This is a genomic window from Leucobacter ruminantium, assembly GCF_017565705.1.
Taxonomy (GTDB): Bacteria; Actinomycetota; Actinomycetes; order Actinomycetales; family Microbacteriaceae; genus Leucobacter; species Leucobacter ruminantium.
On the sequence record NZ_JAGDYL010000007.1, the window covers coordinates 103193 to 125453 of the forward strand.

Annotated in this window: 32 protein-coding genes; 29 read left to right on the forward strand and 3 right to left on the reverse strand. The window is 67.3% G+C overall.

Annotated elements, in window-relative coordinates:
• Nucleotides 1–117: 117 nt before the first annotated feature.
• The 3 genes from J4H91_RS06105 to J4H91_RS06115 are packed head-to-tail and all read left to right on the forward strand — an operon-like array spanning nucleotide 118 to nucleotide 3936.
• On the forward strand, nucleotides 118–1917 hold the full coding sequence (locus tag J4H91_RS06105; RefSeq protein WP_208045374.1) for a polysaccharide biosynthesis protein: 1800 nt from the start codon (nucleotides 118–120) through the stop codon (nucleotides 1915–1917).
• Complete coding sequence (locus J4H91_RS06110) at nucleotides 1914–3014, forward strand: MraY family glycosyltransferase (RefSeq protein WP_208045375.1); 1101 nt, start codon at nucleotides 1914–1916, stop codon at nucleotides 3012–3014. Before J4H91_RS06105 ends, J4H91_RS06110 begins: the two co-directional genes overlap by 4 nt.
• Nucleotides 3015–3039: 25 nt before the next feature.
• A complete protein-coding gene (locus J4H91_RS06115; protein WP_208045376.1) occupies nucleotides 3040–3936 on the forward strand; it encodes an Lrp/AsnC family transcriptional regulator in 897 nt (298 codons plus the stop codon).
• A 24-nt stretch (nucleotides 3937–3960) separates the two neighbouring features.
• Here J4H91_RS06115 and J4H91_RS06120 read toward each other — a convergent pair whose 3' ends face one another.
• The 3 genes from J4H91_RS06120 to J4H91_RS06130 form a co-directional block, all read right to left on the reverse strand.
• Complete coding sequence (locus J4H91_RS06120; protein WP_208045377.1) at nucleotides 3961–4953, reverse strand: C-terminal binding protein; 993 nt, start codon at nucleotides 4951–4953, stop codon at nucleotides 3961–3963.
• On the reverse strand, nucleotides 4950–6578 hold the full coding sequence (locus J4H91_RS06125) for a thiamine pyrophosphate-binding protein (protein ID WP_208045378.1): 1629 nt from the start codon (nucleotides 6576–6578) through the stop codon (nucleotides 4950–4952). The genes J4H91_RS06120 and J4H91_RS06125 overlap by 4 nt, the downstream gene beginning before the upstream one ends.
• Nucleotides 6579–6662: 84 nt before the next feature.
• Nucleotides 6663–8018 (reverse strand): MFS transporter, encoded by a 1356-nt coding sequence (locus J4H91_RS06130; protein ID WP_208045379.1) that lies wholly within the window; start codon nucleotides 8016–8018, stop codon nucleotides 6663–6665.
• Nucleotides 8019–8704: 686 nt separating this feature from the next.
• Here J4H91_RS06130 and rpsJ point away from each other — a divergent pair.
• The 26 genes from rpsJ to rpsM all read left to right on the forward strand — a co-directional run bounded on the left by rpsJ (nucleotide 8705) and on the right by rpsM (nucleotide 22261).
• On the forward strand, nucleotides 8705–9013 hold the full coding sequence (rpsJ, locus tag J4H91_RS06135) for a 30S ribosomal protein S10 (RefSeq protein WP_025133701.1): 309 nt from the start codon (nucleotides 8705–8707) through the stop codon (nucleotides 9011–9013).
• A 14-nt stretch (nucleotides 9014–9027) separates the two neighbouring features.
• A complete protein-coding gene (gene rplC, locus J4H91_RS06140; protein ID WP_208045380.1) occupies nucleotides 9028–9681 on the forward strand; it encodes a 50S ribosomal protein L3 in 654 nt (217 codons plus the stop codon).
• Nucleotides 9682–9684: 3 nt separating this feature from the next.
• Nucleotides 9685–10338 carry a 50S ribosomal protein L4 gene (rplD, locus tag J4H91_RS06145; protein WP_208045381.1) on the forward strand — a complete coding sequence of 218 codons (654 nt, stop codon included), beginning with the start codon at nucleotides 9685–9687 and terminating at the stop codon, nucleotides 10336–10338.
• Entirely contained in the window at nucleotides 10335–10634 is a 300-nt protein-coding gene (gene rplW, locus J4H91_RS06150) for a 50S ribosomal protein L23 (RefSeq protein ID WP_208045382.1), read from the forward strand. The genes rplD and rplW overlap by 4 nt, the downstream gene beginning before the upstream one ends.
• Nucleotides 10635–10656: 22 nt before the next feature.
• Entirely contained in the window at nucleotides 10657–11493 is an 837-nt protein-coding gene (gene rplB, locus J4H91_RS06155) for a 50S ribosomal protein L2 (RefSeq protein ID WP_208045383.1), read from the forward strand.
• Nucleotides 11494–11517: 24 nt separating this feature from the next.
• Entirely contained in the window at nucleotides 11518–11799 is a 282-nt protein-coding gene (gene rpsS / locus J4H91_RS06160; RefSeq protein ID WP_208045384.1) for a 30S ribosomal protein S19, read from the forward strand.
• A 25-nt stretch (nucleotides 11800–11824) separates the two neighbouring features.
• A complete protein-coding gene (gene rplV / locus J4H91_RS06165) occupies nucleotides 11825–12205 on the forward strand; it encodes a 50S ribosomal protein L22 (protein WP_208045385.1) in 381 nt (126 codons plus the stop codon).
• A gap of 4 nt (nucleotides 12206–12209) precedes the next feature.
• Nucleotides 12210–12968, forward strand: coding sequence for a 30S ribosomal protein S3 (gene rpsC / locus J4H91_RS06170; protein ID WP_208045386.1), 759 nt, complete (start codon nucleotides 12210–12212; stop codon nucleotides 12966–12968).
• Between the two features lie 2 nt (nucleotides 12969–12970).
• Nucleotides 12971–13390: a 50S ribosomal protein L16 gene (rplP, locus tag J4H91_RS06175; protein WP_208045387.1), complete on the forward strand. Its 420-nt coding sequence runs from the start codon at nucleotides 12971–12973 to the stop codon at nucleotides 13388–13390.
• Nucleotides 13390–13710, forward strand: a complete 321-nt coding sequence (rpmC, locus tag J4H91_RS06180; RefSeq protein ID WP_208045388.1) for a 50S ribosomal protein L29 — start codon at nucleotides 13390–13392, stop codon at nucleotides 13708–13710. The genes rplP and rpmC overlap by 1 nt, the downstream gene beginning before the upstream one ends.
• A gap of 2 nt (nucleotides 13711–13712) precedes the next feature.
• Complete coding sequence (gene rpsQ, locus J4H91_RS06185; RefSeq protein ID WP_208045389.1) at nucleotides 13713–13985, forward strand: 30S ribosomal protein S17; 273 nt, start codon at nucleotides 13713–13715, stop codon at nucleotides 13983–13985.
• A 31-nt stretch (nucleotides 13986–14016) separates the two neighbouring features.
• Nucleotides 14017–14385: a 50S ribosomal protein L14 gene (rplN, locus tag J4H91_RS06190; RefSeq protein ID WP_208045390.1), complete on the forward strand. Its 369-nt coding sequence runs from the start codon at nucleotides 14017–14019 to the stop codon at nucleotides 14383–14385.
• 4 nt (nucleotides 14386–14389) lie between these two features.
• Complete coding sequence (rplX, locus tag J4H91_RS06195; RefSeq protein WP_208045391.1) at nucleotides 14390–14752, forward strand: 50S ribosomal protein L24; 363 nt, start codon at nucleotides 14390–14392, stop codon at nucleotides 14750–14752.
• Complete coding sequence (gene rplE / locus J4H91_RS06200; protein ID WP_208045392.1) at nucleotides 14752–15312, forward strand: 50S ribosomal protein L5; 561 nt, start codon at nucleotides 14752–14754, stop codon at nucleotides 15310–15312. Before rplX ends, rplE begins: the two co-directional genes overlap by 1 nt.
• Nucleotides 15313–15430: 118 nt before the next feature.
• Nucleotides 15431–15829, forward strand: coding sequence for a 30S ribosomal protein S8 (gene rpsH / locus J4H91_RS06205; RefSeq protein ID WP_208045393.1), 399 nt, complete (start codon nucleotides 15431–15433; stop codon nucleotides 15827–15829).
• Between the two features lie 6 nt (nucleotides 15830–15835).
• Nucleotides 15836–16372 carry a 50S ribosomal protein L6 gene (rplF, locus tag J4H91_RS06210; protein ID WP_208045394.1) on the forward strand — a complete coding sequence of 179 codons (537 nt, stop codon included), beginning with the start codon at nucleotides 15836–15838 and terminating at the stop codon, nucleotides 16370–16372.
• A 2-nt stretch (nucleotides 16373–16374) separates the two neighbouring features.
• Nucleotides 16375–16749 (forward strand): 50S ribosomal protein L18, encoded by a 375-nt coding sequence (rplR, locus tag J4H91_RS06215; protein ID WP_208045395.1) that lies wholly within the window; start codon nucleotides 16375–16377, stop codon nucleotides 16747–16749.
• Nucleotides 16746–17456 (forward strand): 30S ribosomal protein S5, encoded by a 711-nt coding sequence (gene rpsE / locus J4H91_RS15510; RefSeq protein ID WP_208045396.1) that lies wholly within the window; start codon nucleotides 16746–16748, stop codon nucleotides 17454–17456. The genes rplR and rpsE overlap by 4 nt, the downstream gene beginning before the upstream one ends.
• Nucleotides 17456–17644, forward strand: a complete 189-nt coding sequence (gene rpmD / locus J4H91_RS06225; protein WP_046456203.1) for a 50S ribosomal protein L30 — start codon at nucleotides 17456–17458, stop codon at nucleotides 17642–17644. Before rpsE ends, rpmD begins: the two co-directional genes overlap by 1 nt.
• Nucleotides 17641–18102: a 50S ribosomal protein L15 gene (gene rplO, locus J4H91_RS06230; protein WP_208045397.1), complete on the forward strand. Its 462-nt coding sequence runs from the start codon at nucleotides 17641–17643 to the stop codon at nucleotides 18100–18102. The genes rpmD and rplO overlap by 4 nt, the downstream gene beginning before the upstream one ends.
• 249 nt (nucleotides 18103–18351) lie before the next feature.
• Nucleotides 18352–19674: a preprotein translocase subunit SecY gene (gene secY / locus J4H91_RS06235; RefSeq protein ID WP_208045398.1), complete on the forward strand. Its 1323-nt coding sequence runs from the start codon at nucleotides 18352–18354 to the stop codon at nucleotides 19672–19674.
• A complete protein-coding gene (locus J4H91_RS06240; RefSeq protein ID WP_208045399.1) occupies nucleotides 19671–20267 on the forward strand; it encodes an adenylate kinase in 597 nt (198 codons plus the stop codon). Before secY ends, J4H91_RS06240 begins: the two co-directional genes overlap by 4 nt.
• A gap of 3 nt (nucleotides 20268–20270) precedes the next feature.
• A complete protein-coding gene (gene map, locus J4H91_RS06245; RefSeq protein WP_341783459.1) occupies nucleotides 20271–21113 on the forward strand; it encodes a type I methionyl aminopeptidase in 843 nt (280 codons plus the stop codon).
• A 151-nt stretch (nucleotides 21114–21264) separates the two neighbouring features.
• Nucleotides 21265–21486, forward strand: a complete 222-nt coding sequence (infA, locus tag J4H91_RS06250) for a translation initiation factor IF-1 (RefSeq protein ID WP_017885304.1) — start codon at nucleotides 21265–21267, stop codon at nucleotides 21484–21486.
• A 66-nt stretch (nucleotides 21487–21552) separates the two neighbouring features.
• Nucleotides 21553–21669, forward strand: coding sequence for a 50S ribosomal protein L36 (gene rpmJ / locus J4H91_RS06255; protein WP_017885303.1), 117 nt, complete (start codon nucleotides 21553–21555; stop codon nucleotides 21667–21669).
• A gap of 223 nt (nucleotides 21670–21892) precedes the next feature.
• The gene (rpsM, locus tag J4H91_RS06260; protein WP_208045400.1) at nucleotides 21893–22261 is read left to right on the forward strand and encodes a 30S ribosomal protein S13; all 369 of its coding nucleotides are present in this window, start codon (nucleotides 21893–21895) and stop codon (nucleotides 22259–22261) included.

The following is a 22261-nucleotide window of genomic DNA, read 5'->3' on the forward strand; positions in this document are numbered from 1 at the left end:
TTCGCGTCTGCGGGGATCCGCGGCTCACCCCGTCGCTCGGCGAGGGATCGGGCGGCGGGCGGTATCCTCGATGGGTACGGGTTCGCCGACCGCGGCCCGAGAACGAATGGAGGGCGAGTGTCGCAATCGATCGGGCAGCGCTTCGCTCATTTCCTGAAGCAGTACGGCATGCTCTACCTCGGCGACGCGCTCGCCTGGACGGTGGGCATCCTGGCCGCTCTGGTGCTGCGCTTCGACTTCAACCTCGCGAGGATCCATCCGAGGTGGACGCTCATCCTGATCCTCGTCACGGTGCTGGTGCAGCTCGTCGCCGGATGGCTGCTCTGGCTCTATCGCAACCGCTACGCCACGGGCAGCTTCGACGAGGTGCGGGCCCTCGCCATCGACGTGAGCTGCGTCGCCGTCGTGATGTGGGTGTTCGCCTACATCGTGGCCTACGGCCACGGGATCCCTCGCAGCACGATGATCATCGCGGCACCCATCGCCTTCAGCGTGATGGGGGTTCTCAGATACGTGCTGCGGCTCGACATCGAACGGCGGCTCATGCCTGGCGCCTCGGCCGAGCGCACGCTGCTCTACGGCGCGGGCTACCTCGGGGTACAGACGGTGAAGCGTCTGCTGACCGACGCCCAGGGCTTCGCACTGCCCGTCGGGTTCATCGACGACGACCCGAGCAAGCGCAATCAGGTGGTGCGCGGCGTGCACGTGCTCGGCGGCCTCCAGGATCTGGAGCGCGTCGCAGCCGCGACGGGGGCGACGCAGTTGATCGTCTGCATCGGCGACGCCGATACGGGGCTCATGCGCAGGGTCGATGAAGCCGTCGACCGGGCGGGCATGACCGCCATGGTGCTGCCTCCGCTCGAACAGATCCTGACCAATTCCTCGGCCATCTCCGACGTGCGCGAGCTCTCGATCGAAGACCTCATCGGCCGGCACCCCGTGCGGCTCGACACCGAGTCGATCGCCGACTACCTGCAGGACAGGCGGGTACTCGTGACCGGCGCCGGCGGTTCGATCGGATCCGAGCTGTGCCGTCAGCTCGCGCGTTTCGCCCCGCGCGACCTCATCATGCTCGACCGCGACGAGACGGCGCTCCAGGAGACGCAGCTCTCCATCAGCGGGCACGGCCTGCTCGACACCAACGACGTCGTGCTCGCCGACATCCGCGATGAGGCGACGTTGCTGCGCATCTTCGCCGAGCGACGGCCCGAGGTCGTCTTCCACGCCGCGGCGCTCAAGCACCTCCCGATGCTCGAGCAGTACCCGGACGAGGCGTGGAAGACCAACGTCATCGGTACCCTCAACGTGCTGCGCGCGGCGCGCTCGGTCGACGTCAGCGCCTTCGTGAACATCTCGACCGACAAGGCTGCGAACCCCACGAGCGTGCTCGGGCACTCGAAGCGCGTGGCCGAGAAGCTCACCGCCTGGATGGCCGAGCAGACGGGTCGGCGCTATCTCTCGGTCCGCTTCGGCAACGTGATCGGCAGTCGGGGCTCGATGCTGCCCACCTTCCGCAAGCTCATCGACGCCGGCGGCCCGCTGACCGTGACCCACCCCGAGGTGACGCGGTTCTTCATGACCATCCCCGAGGCCTCGCAGCTCGTCATCCAGGCCGGAGGCATCGGTCGCCCGGGAGAGGTGCTGATCCTCGACATGGGCGATCCCGTCAGCATCCTCGATGTCGCGAAGCGCATGATCGCGCAGTCGGGGAAGGACATCGACATCGTGTTCACCGGGCTGCGTCACGGCGAGAAGCTGCACGAAGAGCTCACGGGCGAGGGAGAGGGCGACGAGCGCCCGTTCCACCCCAAGATCTCGCACGCCCACGTGGACACGATCTCGCCCGAGGTGCTCGACCACCAGGGCTGGGTCGAGCGGCTCGACCTCACCGAAGCCGCCGAGGAGCGCGTCGAATGACCGGCGTCGGAGCGGCCCTGGCCATCGGCGGGCTCACGCTGATCCTGAGCCTGGTGCTGCCGTTCGCGGTCAAGCCTCTGCTGATGAGGCTCGGGATCATGGATGTGCCGAACGAGCGCTCCTCGCACGAGCGCCCCGTGCTGCGCGGCCTCGGTCTCGCCGTGCTCATCGCGATGCTCGTCGGGGGAGCGACCGCCGTGGCTCTCGTCAGGTTGAGCCCCGGCTACGGGTACATCGAGACGACGCTGCTCATAGTGGTGCTCGGCTCGGCGGCGGCGGGGCTCCTCGGCCTCGCCGAGGACCTGCGGGGGCTGAGCGTCGCGGTGCGGAGCCTGTGCCTGCTGATCATCGCGTGCGGCGTCTCGGTCTCCCTGCTGTTCCAGAGCGCGCTCTACGGCGACATCGCCGGCTACACGGCGCCGGTGCTGGTGCAGTGGGTGGCGGGGTGGCCGCTCGCCGGCATGCCGGTGTGGGCGCTCGTGCTGCTCGTCGTCTACGCGATCCTGTTCATCTCGAGCTACATCAACGTCGCCAACTTCATGGACGGGCTGAACGGCATCAGCGGCTTGCACGGCTCGATCGCGGGCCTGGCCTTCGCGGCGGCGGGGCTCCTGAGCGGCCAGGGCTGGCTGCTCGTCGCCGGGCTGGTGCTCGCAGCGGGCTTCCTGGGCTTTCTGCCGTGGAACCTCACGAGACCCGGAGCCTTCCTCGGCGATGTCGGCAGCTACCTGCTCGGCGGTGCGGTCGCGGTGACGAGCTTCGCCGCGCTCGTATCCGGGGTCCCGTTCCTCGCGACCATCGGACCGATGGTGATCTACTTCGGCGACGTCGGGGTGACGCTGGTCAAGCGCGTGCGGGCCGGCAAGCGCTGGGACGAGCCGCACAAGGAGCACACGTACCAGCGCATCCAGCAGCTCGGATACAGTCACGTGCAGGCGTCCGCGATGGCGGCCGGGTGCACGCTGCTGACCTCGATCCTCGGCCTCGTCTCGATGTTCACGGGCCTCTTCGGGACGCTCGCACTGCTCGTGGGCGGGCTCGCGGTGCTCGCGTTCTACCTCGCCCTCCCGCGCCTGCTGCCGACCCGGGCCTCCTGACGGCGGCTGAGAAGGCGAAGCCCGCATGGACGATCTGACCGAGCGCATCGTAGCGCTCCTCCGGCACGACGGCCGGATGGCCTTCACGAAGATCGCGGCACAGCTCGGGGTCGGCCGCGAAGCGGTCGCCGATCGGGTTCGCACGCTCACCGAGAGCGGCAGGCTGCGCATCGTGGCGGGTGTCCATCCCCACGCGGTCGGTCTGCCCGTCTCGGCTCACCTCTCCATCTGGGTCAGCGGTCCGATCGAGCCCGTGGTGGGGGAGCTGCTGCGCTTCGACTCGATGTGCTTCATCTCGGAGACGACGGGGTCGTTCCAGATCTCCGCCGAGACCTGGCTCGAGGACACGGCGGCCCTCAGGGCGCAGGTGATCGCGATCCGCGCGATCCCGGGTGTGGTCGATGTGCAGGTGGCCATCTTCGACAGCATTCTCGACAGCTTCTTCGGAGGCGAGCCGCCGAGCATCGATGCGCGATCCCTCGACCGGATCGACCGGCAGATCCTCGACGCCCTGCAGCGGGACGGCCGCATCCCCCTCGGCGAGCTCGCCGACCGGGTGCGGCTGTCGCCCAGCGGATGCCGGCTGCGCGTGCTGAAGCTCATCGACTCCGGCGTCATGAAGATCGGCGCGATCGATCAGCACACCGGCTCGAGCGAGGATCTCCTGCTCGGCTTCGGCATCAAGGTGCTGGACGACGAGGAGACGACGTCGCGGATCCGCGAGTCGGGCGTCGGGCTGGAGTTCCTGGCGCGCACGACCGGGCGCTTCGACCTCAAGGCGACGATCGCCTTCAGCTCGGTCGATCCCTTCCGAACCCTGATGCAGCAGCTGCGCGAGGAGCGGCTCATCGCCTCCTCCGAGACGTGGCTGCACACGCGGATCGTGCGGGAGCGCTACGAGCGCGACCTCTCGGTCGAGTGAGGTCGCGCCCGCAGCGTCGTCGCCCTACAGCGGGCGGTTCACGGGTGAATCGGGGTTCCCGCTCTCGAGCAGCGACACGGCGTTCTGCGCCTGGATCCTGACGTACTCGATCTCCGTGCGTGCGGAGAAGTAGGCGATGTGCGGGGTGAGCACGATGTCGTCACGGCCCAGCAGGGGGTGCCCCTCCGCCGGCGGCTCCTGGTCGAGCACGTCGAGCGCCGCACCGGAGAGCCGTCCCTCGTCGAGCGCGGCGACGAGAGCGCCGTCGTCGATGAGCCCGCCGCGCGAGACGTTGACGAGCACCGAGCCGCGCGGCATCTCCGCGAGGAAGGCGGCGTCGACCATGCGCTCCGTCTCGGGCGTGAGCGGCAGATGGAGCGACAGCACATCGGCCGTGCGCCGCACCTCCTCGAGCTCGGCGCGCACGACGCCGAGACCCTCGAGTTCGGCGCGCACCTCGGGGGTGTCCGGGAGCATCGGGTCGTAGCCCACGATGGTGCCGAACAGCGGGCCGGCGAGCCGTGCGAGCTCGCGGCCGATCTTGCCGAGGCCGATGATGCCGAGCGTCGTCTCGCTCAGACGGGGCGGCGGGGCGGCCGCCCGCTCGTTCCAGTCGCGCGGGTTGGCCGACGCGGTGTAGAACGGCAGCTGCCGCACGCTGCTCAGCAGGATGGCGAGCGCGTGCGTCGCCACCTCCTCCGTCGCGGCACCCGGCACGTTCGTCACCCAGACGCCGCGCTCGCTCGCCGCCTCGAGGTCGACGTAGTCGAAGCCCATCGACATGAGCGAGACGAGCCGCAGCTGCGGCAGCGCCTCGATGATCTCACGGGTGATCGCGGCGTAGCCGGGCAGCAGCACGGTGGCGTCGCGTGCGCCCGCGATGATCTCATCGGGGTCGCGGGTGCCGAGCACCCGGACCTCGAAGCCGTTCTCCTCGAGCAGACGGATGCCGAGGGAGGGATCGGTGTCCTCGACGTCGGTGTAGACGGCGATCGGGCGTGTGCCTGCGGCGCTCATGCCGCGCTTACCGCAGCGAGCTCGAATGCCGCCTGATCGATGTGGATCAGCTGGAGGCCGCCGTCGCGCACCGCCGCGTCCACGGCGCGCCGCAGCTCGTCCGGGTCGCCGACCCTGCGGCCGGTGCCGCCGAACGCGTCGGCGACGGCGGCCCAGTCGGGCTGCACCAGATCGACGGCGATCGGGGCGATGCCCGCGTCGGCCTCGTTCTGCTTGATCTCCGCGTATCCGCCGTTGTCGACCACGATCACGGTGACGTCCTCGCGCTGCTCGACGACGGTGATGAACTCGTTCATCGAGAACATCAGCGCGCCGTCGCCGATCACCACGAAGGAGGGGCGCTCGGGTGAAGCGATCCTGGAGCCGAGCGCGGCGGGCAGGCCGTAGCCGAGCGTGGCGTAGGTGGTCATGTAGGGCGTCGAGTTGGGCGTCGACACCCGGAGCAGGTTGAGCAGGCCCCAGTAGGCGATCTGCGACGAGTCGGTCGACACGATCGCGTTCTCGGGCAGGGCCGCGGCGATGACCTTGGCGAGCGCTGTGTTGGAGGCCGAGAGCTCGGCGCACTCGGCGCGCACCGCGCGCCGAGTCGCCTCGGCCCCCGCGGCTCCGTCGAGGGGGGTGCCGTCGCCGAGCTGCTCGAGCAGAGCCGCCAGCGTCGCCCGTGCGTCGCCCACCAGGCCGACCCGCGCCTGCTGGTTCTTGTGGATCTGGGACTCGAGCAGGTCGATGCGGATCACCGCGCCCTGCGCGTCGAGACGATCGACCCAGAGCTCGGCCTCGCCGAGCTTCGAGCCGACGACGAGCAGCACGTCGGCGTCGCGCGCGCGGTCCCGCGCCGCTGCGAGCCGCAGGCTCGCGCCGAGAGCGAGGGGGTGGTGCTCGTCGAGCACGCCCTTGCCGTTGCCCGTCGTGACGACGGGAGCGCCGAGCCGCTCGGCGAGGGCGCGCAGTTCGGCGGTCGCTCCGCGCGACCCGCCGCCGGCGAGGATCACGGGATCATGCGCCGCGGCCAGCAGTGCTGCGGCCTCGGCGAGTGCGGCCTGCTCCGGCAGGGGCGCGGGTGCGAACTCGCGGGGTGCGAGGGACTCCGCGGCGATGGAGGTCTCCTCCTCGAGCAGATCGAGGGGCACCTCGATGTAGACGGGGCGCGGCCGCGTCGTCGCGAAGAGCTCGAACGCATCGTGCACCGCCTCCACGGCCTCCTCGGCCGACTGCACGCGACGGCCCCACTCGACGATCGCCGAGGCGGCGCCGAGCTGGTCCTTCGTCTCGTGCAGCGTTCCGACATCGGCGAACTCGGCGCCGCGAGCCGGACCGGGGGAGAGGATGATCATGGGGCGTGACTCGCAGTACGCGGTTCCCGCCGCCGAGAGCGCGTTCAGCAGGCCGGGCCCGCTCGTGGTGATGACCACGCCGGGCTTGCCGGTCTGCAACGACCATCCGTCGGCTCCGTACCCGGCGCCCTGCTCGTGGCGGGTCGTGACGGCACGGATCCCGAGCGCGGTCAGCGGGCGGTAGAACTCGAGATTGTGCGTGCCCGGGATGCCGAACACGGTGTCGATGCCGTAGCCGTTGAGGGTCTCGACGACCACCCAGCCGGTGGTGCGCTTGGTCAGGGTTTCCATGCTGTCCTCTGGATCGTGGGAGCGGGTGGGAAAGGGGAGGCGGTCCGGCTGTCGCGGGGCCGCCTCCCCGGGTTGTGCAAGGGCTCAGCGGTCCTGCGTGTCGACCGTCGTGGTGTCGAGCCGAGCCTGGAGGGATCCGGTCACCGGGGCCGCGTCGGAGTGCTGCGGCGCGAAGAACACGCCGATGAAGGCGGAGAGCGACAGCACGCCGAAGAAGGCGACGACCGACCAGAAGTTGCCGTCGGTCGCGATGAGCAGCGTCGAGGCGATCGCGGGGGAGAGGCCGCCCCACACCGCTGCGCCGATGCCGTAGGAGAGCGACATCGAGGTGTAGCGCGACTGCGGGCGGAACATCTGCGCCATCAGGGTGGACAGGGGCGCCCACGCGCCGCTCAGCGTGACGCGGATCAGGATCACGAAGAGCCAGATGAGGCCGACGTTCTTCGCCTGGATCGAGAGCACGAGCGGGATGATGACGATGAACGACGGGATGATGCCGAGGTACATGACCATCTTGGGGCCGATCTTGTCGCCGAGGGCGGCGATCGGCAGGGTCACGATGAACTCGACGAGGGACGCGATCGTCATCGCGCCGAGGATGATGGAGGGATCGAGGCCGATCTCAGGGGTGTCGGCGTAGTTCTGCACGAACGTGGTCGCGATGACGTAGCCGCCGGAGGACATGGCGATGATGCAGAAACCGAGCAGGATCGGGAGCCAGTTGTTCTTGAGGGCGAACAGGAGCGGCGTCGACTGCTCGTGCCCTTCGACCTTCGCCTCGAAGACGGGAGTCTCCTCCACCTTCCACCGCACCCAGAAACCGACGCCGATGAGCACGATGCTGAAGAGGAACGGCACGCGCCATCCCCAGCTCAGCAGGGCGTCCTCGCCGAGAGCGGAGAGCGCCCAGAAGGCGCCGGTAGCCATCATGGCGCCGAGGGGGTTGCCGACCTGGGTGAAGCCGCCGTAGAAGCTCTTCCACTTCGAGGGGGCGCTCTCGACGGCCATGAGGCTCGCGCCGCCCCACTCGCCGCCGACGGCGAGTCCCTGCGCCATGCGGCAGAGGATGAGGAGGATCGGACCCCAGATGCCGATCGTGGCGTACCCGGGCAGGAGGCCGACGAGGGTGGTGGCGATGCCCATGAGGATCAGCGTGATGGTGAGCGCAGGCTTGCGGCCGAGCTTGTCGCCGATGTGACCGAAGATGATGCCGCCGATCGGGCGCATGAAGAAGGCCACGGCGTAGGTGCCGAAGGAGGCGAGCGTCGCGAGCGCCGGCTCGGCCTCGGGGAAGAAGACGTGCGGGAAGATGATCGCCGCGGCTGTCGCGTAGACGTAGAAGTCGTACCACTCGATGGAGGTGCCGACGAGAGCGGCGAAGCCGCCCCTGAGGGCCCTCCGATGGCTGTTCTCCTGAGGAACGGTGGTTGCGGTGGACATGCGGAAGCTCCTTTGCTCGGTGGGGCAGGCTGAATGCCCTGCGTTCGCTCGCGCTAGCTTGGACTGTAGACGCTCAAAGCGTTCCGCGAGAACACTGCGACTCGCGACACGGCCTCAATCGCTGATGATTCGTCGGTCATGTCGACAGATCCACGTCTGATCGGCGGCAATGCCTCGCTCTACTCTGCTGAGTTGCGTCGTGGAACGAGCATATCAGCGAATTTTAAGGATCTTGATCGCCCCGCTGTGAATCGGCGGCGCTCGCGCGGCTTCGGCGCGGGCACGGCATGGACGGGTGTGACGGAGGAACGCCGCGCGACACGCCCGGGTTGCATCGCGACCTGTCGGCGTGCGAGAATAGATAAGTTCAGTACTCCGGGCTACGGCGCGGATCACTGCTCTGCTGTGCATAACGGCGTCGGATCCCTCGCCATATATCGAGGGATCGGGCCCGCTAGGCCGCGGGCAGCGAACGCACCGCGTGCCGTACAACGGCCAGACGTCAGTCGGGCCGTTTTCGTGTGCGCGGGTCGTCTCTTCTCGGGAAGAGGCGTTTTGACAGGTGAACAGAGACCCAGTACGAGGCGCGCACAGGCGTCGAAGTGCCACGGGCGCTGATACGCAAGACGTCCAATGCTGCGGGCCACGAGTCCGCAGTACGACGCAAGTAGAAAGTAGAGAGTCACATGGCGGGACAGAAGATCCGCATCCGACTGAAGTCGTATGACCACGAGGTCATCGACAACTCCGCACGAAAGATCGTCGACACGGTGACCCGCGCGGGTGCGACCGTGATCGGCCCCGTGCCGCTCCCCACGGAGAAGAACGTGATCGCCGTGATCCGTTCGCCCCACAAGTACAAGGACAGCCGCGAGCACTTCGAGAAGCGCACGCACAAGCGCCTGATCGACATCGTCGATCCCACCCCGAAGGCCGTCGACTCGCTCATGCGACTCGATCTGCCTGCCGACGTCAACATCGAGATCAAGCTCTAAGGGGGGATTCGAACATGTCTGCAGCACGCAACGTCAAGGGTCTCCTGGGCACCAAGCTCGGTATGACTCAGGTCTGGGACGAGAACGGCAAGGTCGTTCCCGTCACCGTCATCGAGGTGGCTCCCAACGTGGTCACCCAGATCCGCACCCCCGAGGTCGACGGCTACAGCGCCGTGCAGATCGCCGCGGGTCAGATCGATCCCCGCAAGGTCAACAAGCCGACCGCCGGTCACTTCGAGAAGGCCGGGGTCACCCCGCGCCGTCACCTCACCGAGGTGCGCACGGCCGACGCGGCCGAGTACTCGCTCGGTCAGGAGCTGACCATCGACGGCACCTTCGAAGCCGGTCAGAAGATCGACGTCGTCGGCACCTCGAAGGGCAAGGGCTTCGCGGGCACCATGAAGCGCCACAACTTCAAGGGCGTTTCCGCTTCGCACGGTGCTCACCGCAACCACCGCAAGCCGGGTTCGGTCGGCGGCGCCGCCACTCCCGGTCGAGTGTTCAAGGGCCAGAAGATGGCCGGCCGCATGGGCGGCGAGCGCGTCACCGTGCAGAACCTCACCGTGCAGGCGATCGACGCCGAGAAGGGTCTCATCCTGGTCAAGGGTGCGGTTCCCGGCGCTCGCGGTCGTCTCGTTTTCGTTCGCAACGCAGTGAAGGGGGCGTAGTTCATGGCTACCGCTACCAAGCTCGAGGTGCTCGACGCGAAGGGCAAGAAGGCCGGCTCGGTCGACCTTCCCGAGGCCATCTTCGGCGCCGAGACCAACGTCCCGCTGATCCACCAGGTGGTCACCGCTCAGCTCGCAGCTGCGCGTCAGGGTACGCACAAGACCAAGAACCGCGGCGAGGTCTCCGGTTCGGGCGTCAAGCCGTTCAAGCAGAAGGGCACCGGCCGCTCCCGTCAGGGTTCGGTCCGCGCGCCCGAGCACCGCGGCGGCGGCGTGGTCCACGGCCCGGTGCCGCGCGACTACTCGCAGCGCACCCCCAAGAAGATGATCGCCGCCGCGCTCACCGGCCTGCTCTCGGATCGCGCCCGCGCGAACCGCCTGCACGTCGTCGAGGGCTTCGGCATCTCCGACAAGCCCAGCACCAAGACCGCTCGCGAGTTCCTCGCCTCGGTCGCTCCGGGCAAGCGCGTGCTCGTGGTCGTCGACCGCGAGGACGAGCTCACCGCGCTCAGCGTTCGCAACCTGTCGCACGTCCACGTGCTGTTCCAGGATCAGCTCAACGCCTACGACGTGGTTGTCAGCGACGATCTCGTCTTCACCAAGGCCGCCTTCGACGCCTTCGTCGCCGGCCGTGCCGCCAAGGAGGAAACGAAGTGAGCCTGAACAAGTCCGCACACGACGTCATCATCCGCCCCATCGTCTCCGAGAAGAGCTACGGTCTCATCGACGCGAACGGCCAGTACACCTTCGAGGTGGAGCCGACCGCGAACAAGACCGAGATCAAGCTCGCCATCGAGCAGGTCTTCGGCGTGAAGGTCGGCAAGGTCCGCACGCTGAACCGCAAGGGCAAGACCCGTCGCACGAAGTTTGGCATGGGCAAGCGCAAGGACACCAAGCGCGCCATCGTCACGCTGAAGTCGGGTTCCATCGACATCTTCACGGCTGCGCTGTAGAAGGGGCGAAGAGGAATACAACATGGCTATTCGCAAGTACAAGCCGACGACCCCGGGTCGTCGCGGTTCGAGCGTCGCTGATTTCGCCGAGATCACGCGCTCCACGCCCGAGAAGTCGCTGCTCCGCCCGCTCCCCAAGACGGGCGGCCGCAACAACCAGGGCCGCATCACCACCCGCCACATCGGCGGCGGTCACAAGCGTCAGTACCGCGTCATCGACTTCCGTCGCAATGACAAGGACGGCGTGAACGCCAAGGTCGCGCACATCGAGTACGATCCGAACCGCACCGCGCGTATCGCGCTGCTGCACTTCGAGGACGGCACGAAGCGCTACATCATCGCACCGAACAAGCTGAAGCAGGGCGACGTCGTCGAGTCGGGTCCCTCGGCCGACATCAAGCCGGGCAACAACCTGCCGCTGAAGAACATCCCCACCGGTACGGTGATCCACGCGATCGAGCTCAAGCCGGGCGGCGGCGCGAAGCTGGCCCGTTCGGCCGGCTCCTCGGTCCGCCTCGTGGCGAAGGACGGCCCCTACGCCCAGCTGCGCCTGCCCTCGGGCGAGATCCGCAACGTCGACGCGCGCTGCCGCGCGACCGTCGGCGAGGTGGGCAACGCCGAGCAGTCGAACATCAACTGGGGCAAGGCCGGCCGCATGCGCTGGAAGGGCGTCCGCCCGACCGTCCGCGGCGTCGTCATGAACCCGGTCGACCACCCGCACGGCGGCGGCGAGGGACGTACCTCCGGCGGTCGTCACCCGGTCAGCCCCTGGGGTCAGAAGGAAGGCCGCACGCGCCGTCCGAACAAGGAAAGCGACAAGCTCATCGTGCGTCGCCGTCCGACCGGCAAGAAGCGTTAATCGGCAGGTAGGAGAGAGTAGAAGATGCCTCGCAGTCTCAAGAAGGGCCCCTTCGTCGATAACCACCTGCTGAACAAGGTGGTTAGCCAGAACGAAGCCGGCACCAAGAACGTGATCAAGACCTGGTCGCGCCGCTCGATGATCATCCCGGCGATGCTGGGCCACACCATCGCGGTGCACGACGGTCGCAAGCACATCCCCGTGTTCGTCACGGAGACCATGGTCGGTCACAAGCTGGGCGAGTTCGCGCCCACCCGCACCTTCCGTGGTCACGTGAAGGACGACAAGAAGGGCCGTCGCCGCTAAGCGGTGACGTGAAGGAGGAAGAGAAATGGTGGAGTCGATCGCACGCGTGCGTCATATCCGCATCACCCCCCAGAAGGCCCGTCGCGTCATCGACCTGATCCGCGGCAAGAACGCTCAGGAGGCGCTCGCCATCCTGAAGTTCGCCCCGCAGGCGGCCTCGGAGCCCGTGTTCAAGCTCGTCGCCTCGGCGATCGCCAACGCGCGAGTCAAGGCAGACAACGAGAACCTGCGTCTCAACGAGGACGAGCTCGTCGTGGCTCGCGCCTACGTCGACGAGGGCGCTACGCTCAAGCGTTTCCGCCCCCGTGCTCAGGGTCGCGCATTCCGCATCAACAAGCGCACGAGCCACATCACGGTCGTTCTGCAGACCGCTGACGAGCTCGCGGCCGCGAAGAAGGGAGCCTAACGGTATGGGCCAGAAGATTCATCCCTACGGCTTCCGCCTCGGGGTCACCACCGACCACGTGTCGCGCTGGTTCTCGGACTCGACCAAGAAGGGTCAGCGCTACGCCGACTACCTGGCCGAGGACATCAAGATCCGCCAGCACCTGACGACGCAGCTCGATCGCGCCGGCGTCTCGCGCGTCGAGATCGAGCGCACCCGCGACCGCGTCCGCGTGGACATCCACTCGGCGCGTCCCGGCATCGTCATCGGCCGCCGCGGCGCCGAGGCCGAGCGCATCCGCGCCGACCTCGAGAAGCTCACCGGCAAGCAGATCCAGCTGAACATCCTCGAGGTGAAGAACCCCGAGGCCGACGCTCAGCTCGTCGCTCAGGGCGTTGCCGAGCAGCTCGCCGCCCGCGTGGCCTTCCGCCGCGCGATGCGCAAGGGTCTGCAGGGCGCCCAGCGCGCCGGCGCCAAGGGCGTCCGCATCCAGGTCTCCGGCCGCCTCGGCGGCGCCGAGATGAGCCGCTCGGAGTTCTACCGCGAGGGACGCGTGCCGCTGCACACCCTCCGCGCGAACATCGACTACGGCTTTTACGAGGCGAAGACCACCTTCGGCCGCATCGGCGTGAAGGTCTGGATCTACAAGGGCGACCTGACCAACAAGGAACTCGCTCGCGAGCAGGCGGCCCAGAAGCCGTCGCGCGACCGCGGCGACCGCCGCCGTGCGCCCCGTGGCGCGCAGGCCGAGGCTGCACCCGCTGCAGCAGGAGCGGAGAAGTAACCATGCTGATTCCCCGTCGAGTCAAGTACCGCAAGCAGCACCACCCGGGCCGCAGCGGTCAGTCCAAGGGCGGCACCAAGGTCGCCTTCGGCGAGTTCGGTATCCAGGCCCTGACCCCCGCCTACGTGACGAACCGTCAGATCGAGTCCGCTCGTATCGCGATGACCCGTCACATCAAGCGCGGCGGCAAGGTGTGGATCAACATCTACCCCGACCGTCCGCTCACCAAGAAGCCGGCTGAGACCCGCATGGGTTCCGGTAAGGGTTCGCCCGAATGGTGGGTGGCCAATGTCAAGCCGGGCCGCGTCCTCTTCGAGGTCGCCGGTGTCGACGAGCAGCTCGCGCGCGAGGCCATGACCCGCGCGATCCACAAGCTGCCGCTCAAGGCCCGCATTATCAAGCGCGAGGAGGGCGACGCGTAATGGCGATCGGTACCAAGGAACTGGCCATCACCGAACTCGATACCTTCGAGAACGAGCGTCTGGCCGAGGAGCTCAAGAAGGCCAAGGCCGAGCTCTTCAACCTGCGCTTCCAGTCGGCCACCGGCCAGCTGGAGAGCCACGGCCGCGTACGTCAGGTGAAGCGCGACATCGCTCGCATCTACACCGTGCTCCGCGAGCGCGAGCTCGGCATCCGGGCCACGCCCGCCGCCGTCGAGGCCCCGGCCAAGAAGAGCAAGAAGAAGACCGAGCAGGCGGACGCCGCCGCGGATTCGGCTAGCACCGAGACGAAGGAGGCCTGATCTTGGCTGAGATCGAGAACGAACAGCGCGGCTATCGCAAGGCCCGCCGCGGTTACGTCGTCAGCGACAAGATGGACAAGACCATCGTCGTCGAGGTCGAGGATCGCGTGAAGCACCCGCTCTACGGCAAGGTCATGCGCCGCTCGTCGAAGGTGAAGGCTCACGACGAGCAGAACACCGCCGGCATCGGCGATCTCGTGCTCATCCATGAGACCCGCCCGCTGAGCGCCACCAAGCGCTGGCGTCTGGTCGAGATCCTCGAGAAGGCGAAGTAAGCCCCGCGCTTACTGAGTGAAGGAGTAACAAGTGATTCAGCAGGAATCCCGACTCAAGGTAGCCGACAACACCGGCGCCAAGGAGTTGCTCACGATTCGTGTGCTCGGGGGCTCGAAGCGTCGTTACGCCGGTCTCGGCGACACGATCGTCGCGACCGTCAAGGACGCGATCCCCGGCGGCAACGTGAAGAAGGGCGACGTGGTCAAGGCCGTCGTCGTCCGGACGCGCAAGTCGACCCGTCGTGCCGATGGCTCGTACATCAGCTTCGACGAGAACGCCGCCGTCATTCTCAAGGCCGATGGGGAGCCCCGCGGCACCCGTATCTTCGGGCCGGTCGGTCGTGAGCTTCGCGATAAGAAGTTCATGAAGATCGTCTCGCTCGCACCGGAGGTGATCTAGTCCTATGGGCGCAAAGATCAAGAAGGGTGACCTCGTCGAGGTCATCTCGGGCCCGTCGCAGGAGCGCGGCGGCTACAAGGGCAAGCAGGGGCGCGTCATCGAGGTGCTCACCGACAGCGACCGCGTCGTCGTGGAGGGCGTGAACTACGTCAAGAAGCACGTGCGCGAGGGCCAGTCGGCCCGTGGCACCCGCGAGGGCGGGATCGAGACCGTCGAGGCCCCGATCCACGTCTCCAACGTCGCCATCGTCGACCCCGAGACGAAGAAGCCGACCCGCGTCGGCTTCCGCGTCGAAGAGGTCGAGAAGGACGGCAAGAAGAAGACCGTTCGCGTGCGCTACGCCAAGAAGTCCGGGAAGGATCTCTGATGACCGAGACGAAGATTCAGCCCCGTCTGAAGCAGAAGTACCAGGGCGAGATCGTGCCGCAGCTGCGCGAGGAGTTCGAGTACGCCAACATCATGCAGGTTCCCGGCATCGTGAAGGTTGTCGTGAACACGGGTGTCGGCGAGGCGGCTCGCGACAGCAAGGTCATCGAGGGCGCGATCGCCGACCTCACCAAGATCACCGGTCAGAAGCCCATGGTCACCAAGGCTCGCAAGTCCATCGCGCAGTTCAAGCTGCGCGAGGGCCAGGCCATCGGCGCCCATGTCACGCTCCGCGGTGATCGTGCCTGGGAGTTCCTCGATCGCCTGATCAACCTCGCACTGCCCCGTATCCGCGATTTCCGTGGTCTCTCGGGCAAGCAGTTCGACGGAAACGGCAACTACACCTTCGGATTGACCGAGCAGAGTGTGTTCCACGAGATCGATCAGGATAAGATTGATCGGGTGCGTGGTTTCGACATCACCGTCGTCACCACCGCGAAGACCGACGACGAGGGTCGTGCGCTGCTCAAGGCGCTCGGCTTCCCGTTCAAGTCCGAATAACTGAATAGTCCAAACGGCGCGGGTGCCCGGGATTTCCCGGGCACCCGATCCGTGTGTCACCCAGGTCGCACCCCGTGTAACGGTGTGTGAAACCAGGCGAGTAAAGAAAGAGTCACTCATGACGATGACTGATCCGGTCGCAGATATGCTGACCCGGCTGCGCAACGCCAACAGCGCACATCATGACGACGTTTCGCTCCCCGGCTCGAAGCTGAAGGAGCGGATCGCGGAGATCCTCAAGCGCGAGGGCTACATCGCCGACTGGAAGGTGGAGCCCGCTCGCGTCGGCACCACCCTCACCATGTCGCTGAAGTACGGCCCGAACCGCGAGACCTCGATCGAGGGCCTGAAGCGCGTCTCGAAGCCCGGTCTCCGGGTGTACGCGCGCTCCACCGAGATCCCGAGCGTGCTCGGCGGCCTCGGCATCGCGATCCTGTCCACCTCCTCCGGTCTCCTGACCGACCGCGAGGCCGAGCAGAAGGGCGTGGGCGGCGAAGTGCTGGCCTACGTGTGGTAAGCCGTCATGTCACGTATCGGAAAGCTTCCCATCGCCGTTCCCGGCGGTGTTGACGTCAAGATCGATGGCCAGCAGGTCACGGTCAAGGGCTCGAAGGGCGAGCTGTCGCTCGTCGTGGCCGAGCCGATCCGCGTCGCCCTCGAGGACGGCCAGGTGCTGGTCACCCGTCCCGACGACGAGCGGAACTCGCGAGCGCTGCACGGTCTGACCCGCACGCTCATCAACAACAACATCATCGGCGTGACCCAGGGCTACTCCAAGCAGCTCGAAGTCGTCGGCACCGGCTACCGCGTGCAGCAGAAGGGCGCGGGCCTCGAGCTCGCCCTCGGCTTCTCGCACCCGGTGCTCTTCGAGGCTCCCGAGGGCATCACCCTCGGAGTCGAGGGCGCCAACAAGATCACCGTGAGCGGCATCTCGAAGCAGGCGGTCGGCGAGACCGCCGCGAACATCCGCAAGCTGAAGAAGCCGGAGCCCTACAAGGGCAAGGGCATCCGCTACGCGGGCGAGAACGTCCGTCGCAAGGCTGGAAAGGCTGGTAAGTAACCATGGCCGCTTCTATTTCCCGCGCCAAGGGTCGCACGGCCGCCCGTCTGCGCCGCCACGCCCGCCTGCGCAAGAAGATCGTCGGCACGGAGGCCCGCCCCCGTCTCGTCGTCACCCGCTCCTCGCGTCACGTGTTCGTCCAGGTGATCGACGACTCCAAGGGCCACACCGTGGCCTCGGCGTCGACCATGGAGGCCGATCTCCGCGTCTTCGAGGGGGACAAGACCGCCAAGGCCCGCAAGGTCGGCGAGCTCGTCGCCGAGCGCGCGAAGGGCGCCGGTGTCGAGGCCGTCGTGTTCGACCGCGGCGGCAGCAAGTACGCCGGTCGGGTCGCAGCCGTCGCCGACGGCGCTCGTGAGGGAGGTCTGTCCCTGTGAGCAACGAAACGAAGGAGCAGGAAGTGAACGCAGAGGCCCAGGTCAACGGAGCCGCGGAAGCTTCGGCCCCCGCTCAGGATCACCGCGGCGAGCCCCGTGAGCAGCGTCGCGGCAGCCGCGACCGCGGCACGCGCGGCGAGCGCGGCGGACGCGATCGCAACGACAGCCAGTTCCTGGAGCGCGTCGTCACCATCAACCGCGTCTCGAAGGTCGTCAAGGGCGGCCGTCGCTTCAGCTTCACCGCGCTCGTCGTGGTGGGCGACGGCAACGGCACCGTCGGTGTCGGCTACGGCAAGGCGAAGGAGGTGCCCCTCGCCATCTCCAAGGGTGTCGAGGAGGCCAAGAAGAACTTCTTCCGCGTGCCCCGCGTCGGCAACACGATCCCTCACCCCGTCCAGGGCGAGGCCGCAGCCGGCGTCGTGCTGCTGCGCCCCGCCGCAGCGGGTACCGGCGTTATCGCCGGCGGTCCGGTTCGCGCCGTCCTCGAGTGCGCCGGCATCCACGACGTGCTGAGCAAGTCGCTCGGCTCGTCGAACACCCTGAACATCGTGCACGCGACCGTCGAGGCGCTGCAGCAGCTCGAGGAGCCCCGCTCCGTCGCAGCCCGCCGCGGTCTCGACTTCGACCGCGTCGCCCCGGCCCGCATCGTGCGTGCCGAGGCGAAGGCCGCGGCCGACGCTGCCGCGAAGGCAAAGGCAGGTGCGTAATGGCGAAGAGCCTGAAGATTACGCAGACGAAGTCCGTCATCAGTGAGAAGCAGAACCAGCGCGACACGCTGCGCAGCCTCGGTCTCCGCAAGATCGGCCAGTCGGTCGTTCGCGAGGACACGCAGGCCAACCGCGGCTACATCCGCGCGGTCGCTCACCTGGTAGAGGTTGAGGAGATCGACGCATGAGCGAGAAGAACGAGGAGCGCGAGCAGGTGCTCAAGGCGCACCACCTGCGTCCCGCGCCCGGCTCGAAGAAGGCCAAGACCCGCGTGGGGCGCGGCGAGGCTTCGAAGGGCAAGACCGCCGGCCGCGGCACCAAGGGCACCAAGGCCCGGTACCAGGTCAAGGTCGGCTTCGAGGGCGGCCAGATGCCGCTGCACATGCGCACCCCGAAGCTGCGCGGGTTCAAGAACCCGTTCCGCACGGAGTACCAGGTGGTCAACGTCTCGAAGCTCGCCGAGCTCTACCCGCAGGGCGGCGACGTCACCGTCGCCGACCTCGTGGCGAAGGGCGCCGTGCGCAAGAACCAGCCCGTCAAGGTGCTGGGCGACGGCGACATCCAGGTGAAGCTCTCCGTCCAGGTCGACAAGGTCTCCGGCTCCGCCGAGCAGAAGATCGTTGCCGCCGGCGGCGAGGTCAAGTAAGGGTCCTTCAGGACTCGAACGTTCGAGCATGACTCGAGCAGCGGGGGAGTGACGGGGCCGGCACACATGCCGCCCCGTCCACCCCCGCTTTTTTCATTCGCACTCGGTCTGGACTCGCGCTGTAGCGCGAGGACGAAGCGGCGGTGAACGCTCCGCGTCCACCCGTAGCCAGCTTCGTCCGTGTAGGCTGGTGTAGTTGGTTCTCGTCGTCAGGCGAAGGCCCAAGACGACGCTCCCAGGAGGCAGAATTTGTTCAGCGCCATCGGACGGATCTTCAAGACCCCTGATCTCAGGCGGAAGATCGTCTTCACGCTCGGCATCGTGTCGCTGTTCCGGCTCGGATCGTTCATCCCTGCGCCGTTCGTGCAGTTCGACAATGTGCAGGCCTGCCTCGCAGCGAACCGGGCCGGCACCTCGGGTCTCTACGAGATGATCAACATGTTCAGCGGCGGAGCGCTTCTGCAGCTCTCCATCTTCGCGCTGGGCATCATGCCGTACATCACGGCCTCCATCATCGTGCAGCTGCTCCGCGTCGTGATCCCTCACTTCGAGGCGCTGCACAAGGAGGGCCAGGCCGGCCAGGCCAAGCTGACCCAGTACACGCGCTATCTCACCATCGCGCTCGCCGTGCTGCAGTCGACCACCCTCATCACCGTCGCGCGCTCGGGCCAGCTCTTCGGCTCCATCTCCAACCAGGCCTGCCAGAACCTCGTGTCGCAGGAGTGGTGGGCGATCCTCATCATGATCGTCACCATGACCGCGGGCACCGGCCTGATCATGTGGCTCGGCGAGCTCATCACCGAGCGCGGCATCGGCAACGGCATGTCGCTGCTGATCTTCACCTCGATCGCGGCGCAGTTCCCGAACGCCCTGTGGGTGATCAAGGAGTCGCGCGGCTGGGAGGTCTTCTTCCTGGTCATCGCGGTCGGCCTGGTGGTCGTCGCCGCCGTCGTCTTCGTCGAGCAGTCGCAGCGCCGCATCCCCGTGCAGTACGCGAAGCGCGTCGTCGGGCGCCGCACCTACGGAGGCTCGAGCACCTACATCCCCATCAAGGTCAACATGGCGGGCGTGATCCCTGTGATCTTCGCCTCGGCCATCCTGTACCTGCCGATGCTGCTCGCGCAGTTCAACCAGCCGCAGATCGGCGAGGACCCGAAGCCCTGGGTCGTCTGGGTGCAGAACAACCTCGTCTACGGCGACCAGCCGCTCTACATGCTGGTCTTCTTCCTCCTCGTGATCGGCTTCACGTTCTTCTACGTGCAGATCACCTTCAACCCGGAGGAGGTCGCCGACAACATGAAGCGCTATGGCGGCTTCGTGCCCGGCATCCGCGCCGGCCGTCCGACCGCCGAATACCTGAACTACGTGCTGAACCGCATCACGAGCGCCGGTTCGCTCTACCTCGGCGTCATCGCGCTGCTGCCGCTGATCGCGCTGTCCTTCTTCGGCGCGAACCAGAACTTCCCGTTCGGCGGGGCCTCGATCCTCATCATCGTCGGTGTGGGCCTCGAAACCGTCAAGCAGATCGACGCGCAGCTGCAGCAGCGTCACTACGAAGGGCTCCTCAAATGAGCGAAACCACCACCCGACTCCTCATCATCGGCCCGCCCGGGGCCGGCAAGGGCACGCAGGCCGGCAGGATCGCCGAGCGCTACGGCGTCCCCGCCATCTCCACCGGCGACATCTTCCGCGCGAACATCAAGGGCGGCACCGAACTCGGACAGCGCGTGCAGGCGATCATCGAGAGCGGCGAGCTGGTTCCCGACTCGCTGACGAACGAGATCGTGCAGGATCGGCTCGCCCAGGCAGACGCCGAGGGCGGCTTCCTGCTCGACGGCTACCCGCGCAACGTCGAGCAGGTCCACGCGCTCGACGGCATGCTCGACGGCTCGTCGCTCGATGCCGTCGTGCTGCTCGAGGCCGACGTCGACGCCGTGGTCGCACGCCTGCTCAAGCGCGCAGAGATCGAGGGCCGCGCCGATGACACCGAGGACGTGATCCGCCACCGCCAGGAGGTGTACGCGGAGCAGACCGCGCCGCTGATCGACCTCTTCTCGAAGCGAGGGATCCTCGTCACCGTCGACGGGCTCGGCTCCGTCGACGAGGTGGCCGACCGGATCGCCGCGGGCCTCGACGCGAAGCTCGCAGCGCCGGTGGAGAGCTAGGTCGTGGCCCGTCGAGGCTTCCTGCGTCGATCGATCTACAAGTCGCCGGCCCAGCTGCGGCTGATGGTCGAGCCCGGCCTGGCCGGCGCGGCCGCGATCGCTGCGATGCGCGCGGCCGTGCGGCCCGGGATCACGACGCTCGAGCTCGACGCGATCGCCGAAGACGCGATCAGGTCGCGCGGGGGTGCCCCCAACTTCATGCTGGAACCGGGCTACCGCCACACGATCTGCGCGAACGTCAACGAGCATGTGGTGCACGCCATCCCGACCGAGCGCCCGCTCGCCGCGGGAGACATCGTGTCGCTCGACGTCGGCGCGGTGATCGGCGGCTGGCACAGCGATACCGCTTTCACGGCCGTGCTGCCCGACCACGCCGATACCGATCGGACGGCGCGCCTCTCGAAGCTCAGCGACGTCACCGAGCAGGCGATGTGGCGCGGCATCGCGCGGCTCGCCGAGGCATCTCACCTGAACGAGGTGGGGGAGGCGGTCTCGTCGTACGTGCGCGCGAACAGCGACTTCGGCGTGCTGGAGGACTACATCGGCCACGGCATCGGACGCAGCATGCACGAGGATCCGCCGGTGTTCAACGTGCCCGTCGCGCGCCGCGGACCAGAGGTGAAGCCCGGACTCGTCGTCGCGATCGAGCCGATCGTCTCCGCGGGCGGCATCGACACCGTCGTCGAGGACGACGACTGGACCGTGCGCATCGCAGACGGTTCCATGAGCGCGCAGTGGGAGCACACGGTCGCCGTGCACGAGCGCGGCATCTGGGTGCTCACCTCCGAGGATGGCGGGGCGGAGGGCCTCGCGCCGTTCGGGATCACCCCGGTTCCGATCCCGTAACCGATCTCGGCCCCGCCGGATCCCTCGCCTTTACAAACCGCGTAACAGCGAGTACTCTTGATCTTTGGTGCTTTGCGCCTGTTTTTGTGTTCTCAGAATCAGGCCGGGGCATTCGCAAGACCAGTACACCTACGCAAGCGATAGTGAGGCTATGGCGAAGAAAGACGGCGTCATCGAGATCGAGGGACAGGTTGTCGAGGCTCTGCCGAACGCGATGTTCCGCGTCGAGCTGACCAACGGCCACAAGGTTCTCGCCCATATCTCGGGCAAGATGCGTCAGCACTACATCAGGATCCTCCCCGAGGATCGCGTGATCGTCGAGCTGACTCCGTACGATCTGACCCGCGGTCGCATCGTCTACCGCTACAAGTAGGCCGCTGGAAAGTAACGGCCCGCGGCACCCCGCGGGTACGAGGACAGCGAACCACGAAGGAACATCATGAAGGTCAAGCCCAGCGTCAAGCCGATCTGCGATCACTGCAAGGTCATCCGTCGTCACGGCCGCGTCATGGTGATCTGCAAGAGCAACCCGCGCCACAAGCAGCGTCAGGGTTAATCGGATCGTCATTCTGCGCGAGGAGTGGCTCGCGGGATCTCTCCGAGATCCTGCGATTCGCGAGCTCATGCAGGATGACGGGTCTGCTCGAGCAGAACACTCACAACTCAACATCTGATTCCAGCGCATCGAAGAAACCGGCCCACGCCGGTGGACACCTCGGGTCGGAGGCCCGAACCCCCGGTGCGCACCACACCTCCACAGATCCGCAAGGAGAGCCACCATGGCACGTCTCGCAGGAGTCGACATCCCGCGCGATAAGCGCGTCGAGATCGCACTCACCTACATCTACGGCGTCGGCCGCACCAGCGCGCTGAAGACCCTCGCCGACACCGGTATCGACGGCAGCATCCGCGTCAAGGACCTCACCGACGACCAGCTCGTCGCGCTCCGCGACTACATCGAAGGCAACTTCAAGGTCGAGGGCGATCTCCGCCGCGAGGTCGCCGCCGACATCCGCCGCAAGGTCGAGATCGGCAGCTACCAGGGTCTCCGCCACCGCAAGGGCCTGCCCGTGCACGGTCAGCGCACCAAGACGAACGCTCGCACCCGCAAGGGCCCGAAGCGCACCGTCGCCGGCAAGAAGAAGTAA

Coding starts and splice junctions, on each gene's coding strand:
- J4H91_RS06110 (WP_208045375.1), top strand. CDS start 1,914: ATGACCGGCGTCGGAGCGGCCCTGGCCATCGGCGGGCTCACGCTGATC.
- J4H91_RS06115 (WP_208045376.1), top strand. CDS start 3,040: ATGGACGATCTGACCGAGCGCATCGTAGCGCTCCTCCGGCACGACGGC.
- J4H91_RS06120 (WP_208045377.1), bottom strand. CDS start 4,953: ATGAGCGCCGCAGGCACACGCCCGATCGCCGTCTACACCGACGTCGAG.
- J4H91_RS06125 (WP_208045378.1), bottom strand. CDS start 6,578: ATGGAAACCCTGACCAAGCGCACCACCGGCTGGGTGGTCGTCGAGACC.
- J4H91_RS06130 (WP_208045379.1), bottom strand. CDS start 8,018: ATGTCCACCGCAACCACCGTTCCTCAGGAGAACAGCCATCGGAGGGCC.
- rpsJ (WP_025133701.1), top strand. CDS start 8,705: ATGGCGGGACAGAAGATCCGCATCCGACTGAAGTCGTATGACCACGAG.
- rplC (WP_208045380.1), top strand. CDS start 9,028: ATGTCTGCAGCACGCAACGTCAAGGGTCTCCTGGGCACCAAGCTCGGT.
- rplD (WP_208045381.1), top strand. CDS start 9,685: ATGGCTACCGCTACCAAGCTCGAGGTGCTCGACGCGAAGGGCAAGAAG.
- rplB (WP_208045383.1), top strand. CDS start 10,657: ATGGCTATTCGCAAGTACAAGCCGACGACCCCGGGTCGTCGCGGTTCG.
- rpsS (WP_208045384.1), top strand. CDS start 11,518: ATGCCTCGCAGTCTCAAGAAGGGCCCCTTCGTCGATAACCACCTGCTG.
- rplV (WP_208045385.1), top strand. CDS start 11,825: ATGGTGGAGTCGATCGCACGCGTGCGTCATATCCGCATCACCCCCCAG.
- rpsC (WP_208045386.1), top strand. CDS start 12,210: ATGGGCCAGAAGATTCATCCCTACGGCTTCCGCCTCGGGGTCACCACC.
- rplP (WP_208045387.1), top strand. CDS start 12,971: ATGCTGATTCCCCGTCGAGTCAAGTACCGCAAGCAGCACCACCCGGGC.
- rpmC (WP_208045388.1), top strand. CDS start 13,390: ATGGCGATCGGTACCAAGGAACTGGCCATCACCGAACTCGATACCTTC.
- rplX (WP_208045391.1), top strand. CDS start 14,390: ATGGGCGCAAAGATCAAGAAGGGTGACCTCGTCGAGGTCATCTCGGGC.
- rplE (WP_208045392.1), top strand. CDS start 14,752: ATGACCGAGACGAAGATTCAGCCCCGTCTGAAGCAGAAGTACCAGGGC.
- rpsH (WP_208045393.1), top strand. CDS start 15,431: ATGACGATGACTGATCCGGTCGCAGATATGCTGACCCGGCTGCGCAAC.
- rplF (WP_208045394.1), top strand. CDS start 15,836: ATGTCACGTATCGGAAAGCTTCCCATCGCCGTTCCCGGCGGTGTTGAC.
- rplR (WP_208045395.1), top strand. CDS start 16,375: ATGGCCGCTTCTATTTCCCGCGCCAAGGGTCGCACGGCCGCCCGTCTG.
- rpmD (WP_046456203.1), top strand. CDS start 17,456: ATGGCGAAGAGCCTGAAGATTACGCAGACGAAGTCCGTCATCAGTGAG.
- rplO (WP_208045397.1), top strand. CDS start 17,641: ATGAGCGAGAAGAACGAGGAGCGCGAGCAGGTGCTCAAGGCGCACCAC.
- J4H91_RS06240 (WP_208045399.1), top strand. CDS start 19,671: ATGAGCGAAACCACCACCCGACTCCTCATCATCGGCCCGCCCGGGGCC.
- infA (WP_017885304.1), top strand. CDS start 21,265: ATGGCGAAGAAAGACGGCGTCATCGAGATCGAGGGACAGGTTGTCGAG.
- rpmJ (WP_017885303.1), top strand. CDS start 21,553: ATGAAGGTCAAGCCCAGCGTCAAGCCGATCTGCGATCACTGCAAGGTC.
- rpsM (WP_208045400.1), top strand. CDS start 21,893: ATGGCACGTCTCGCAGGAGTCGACATCCCGCGCGATAAGCGCGTCGAG.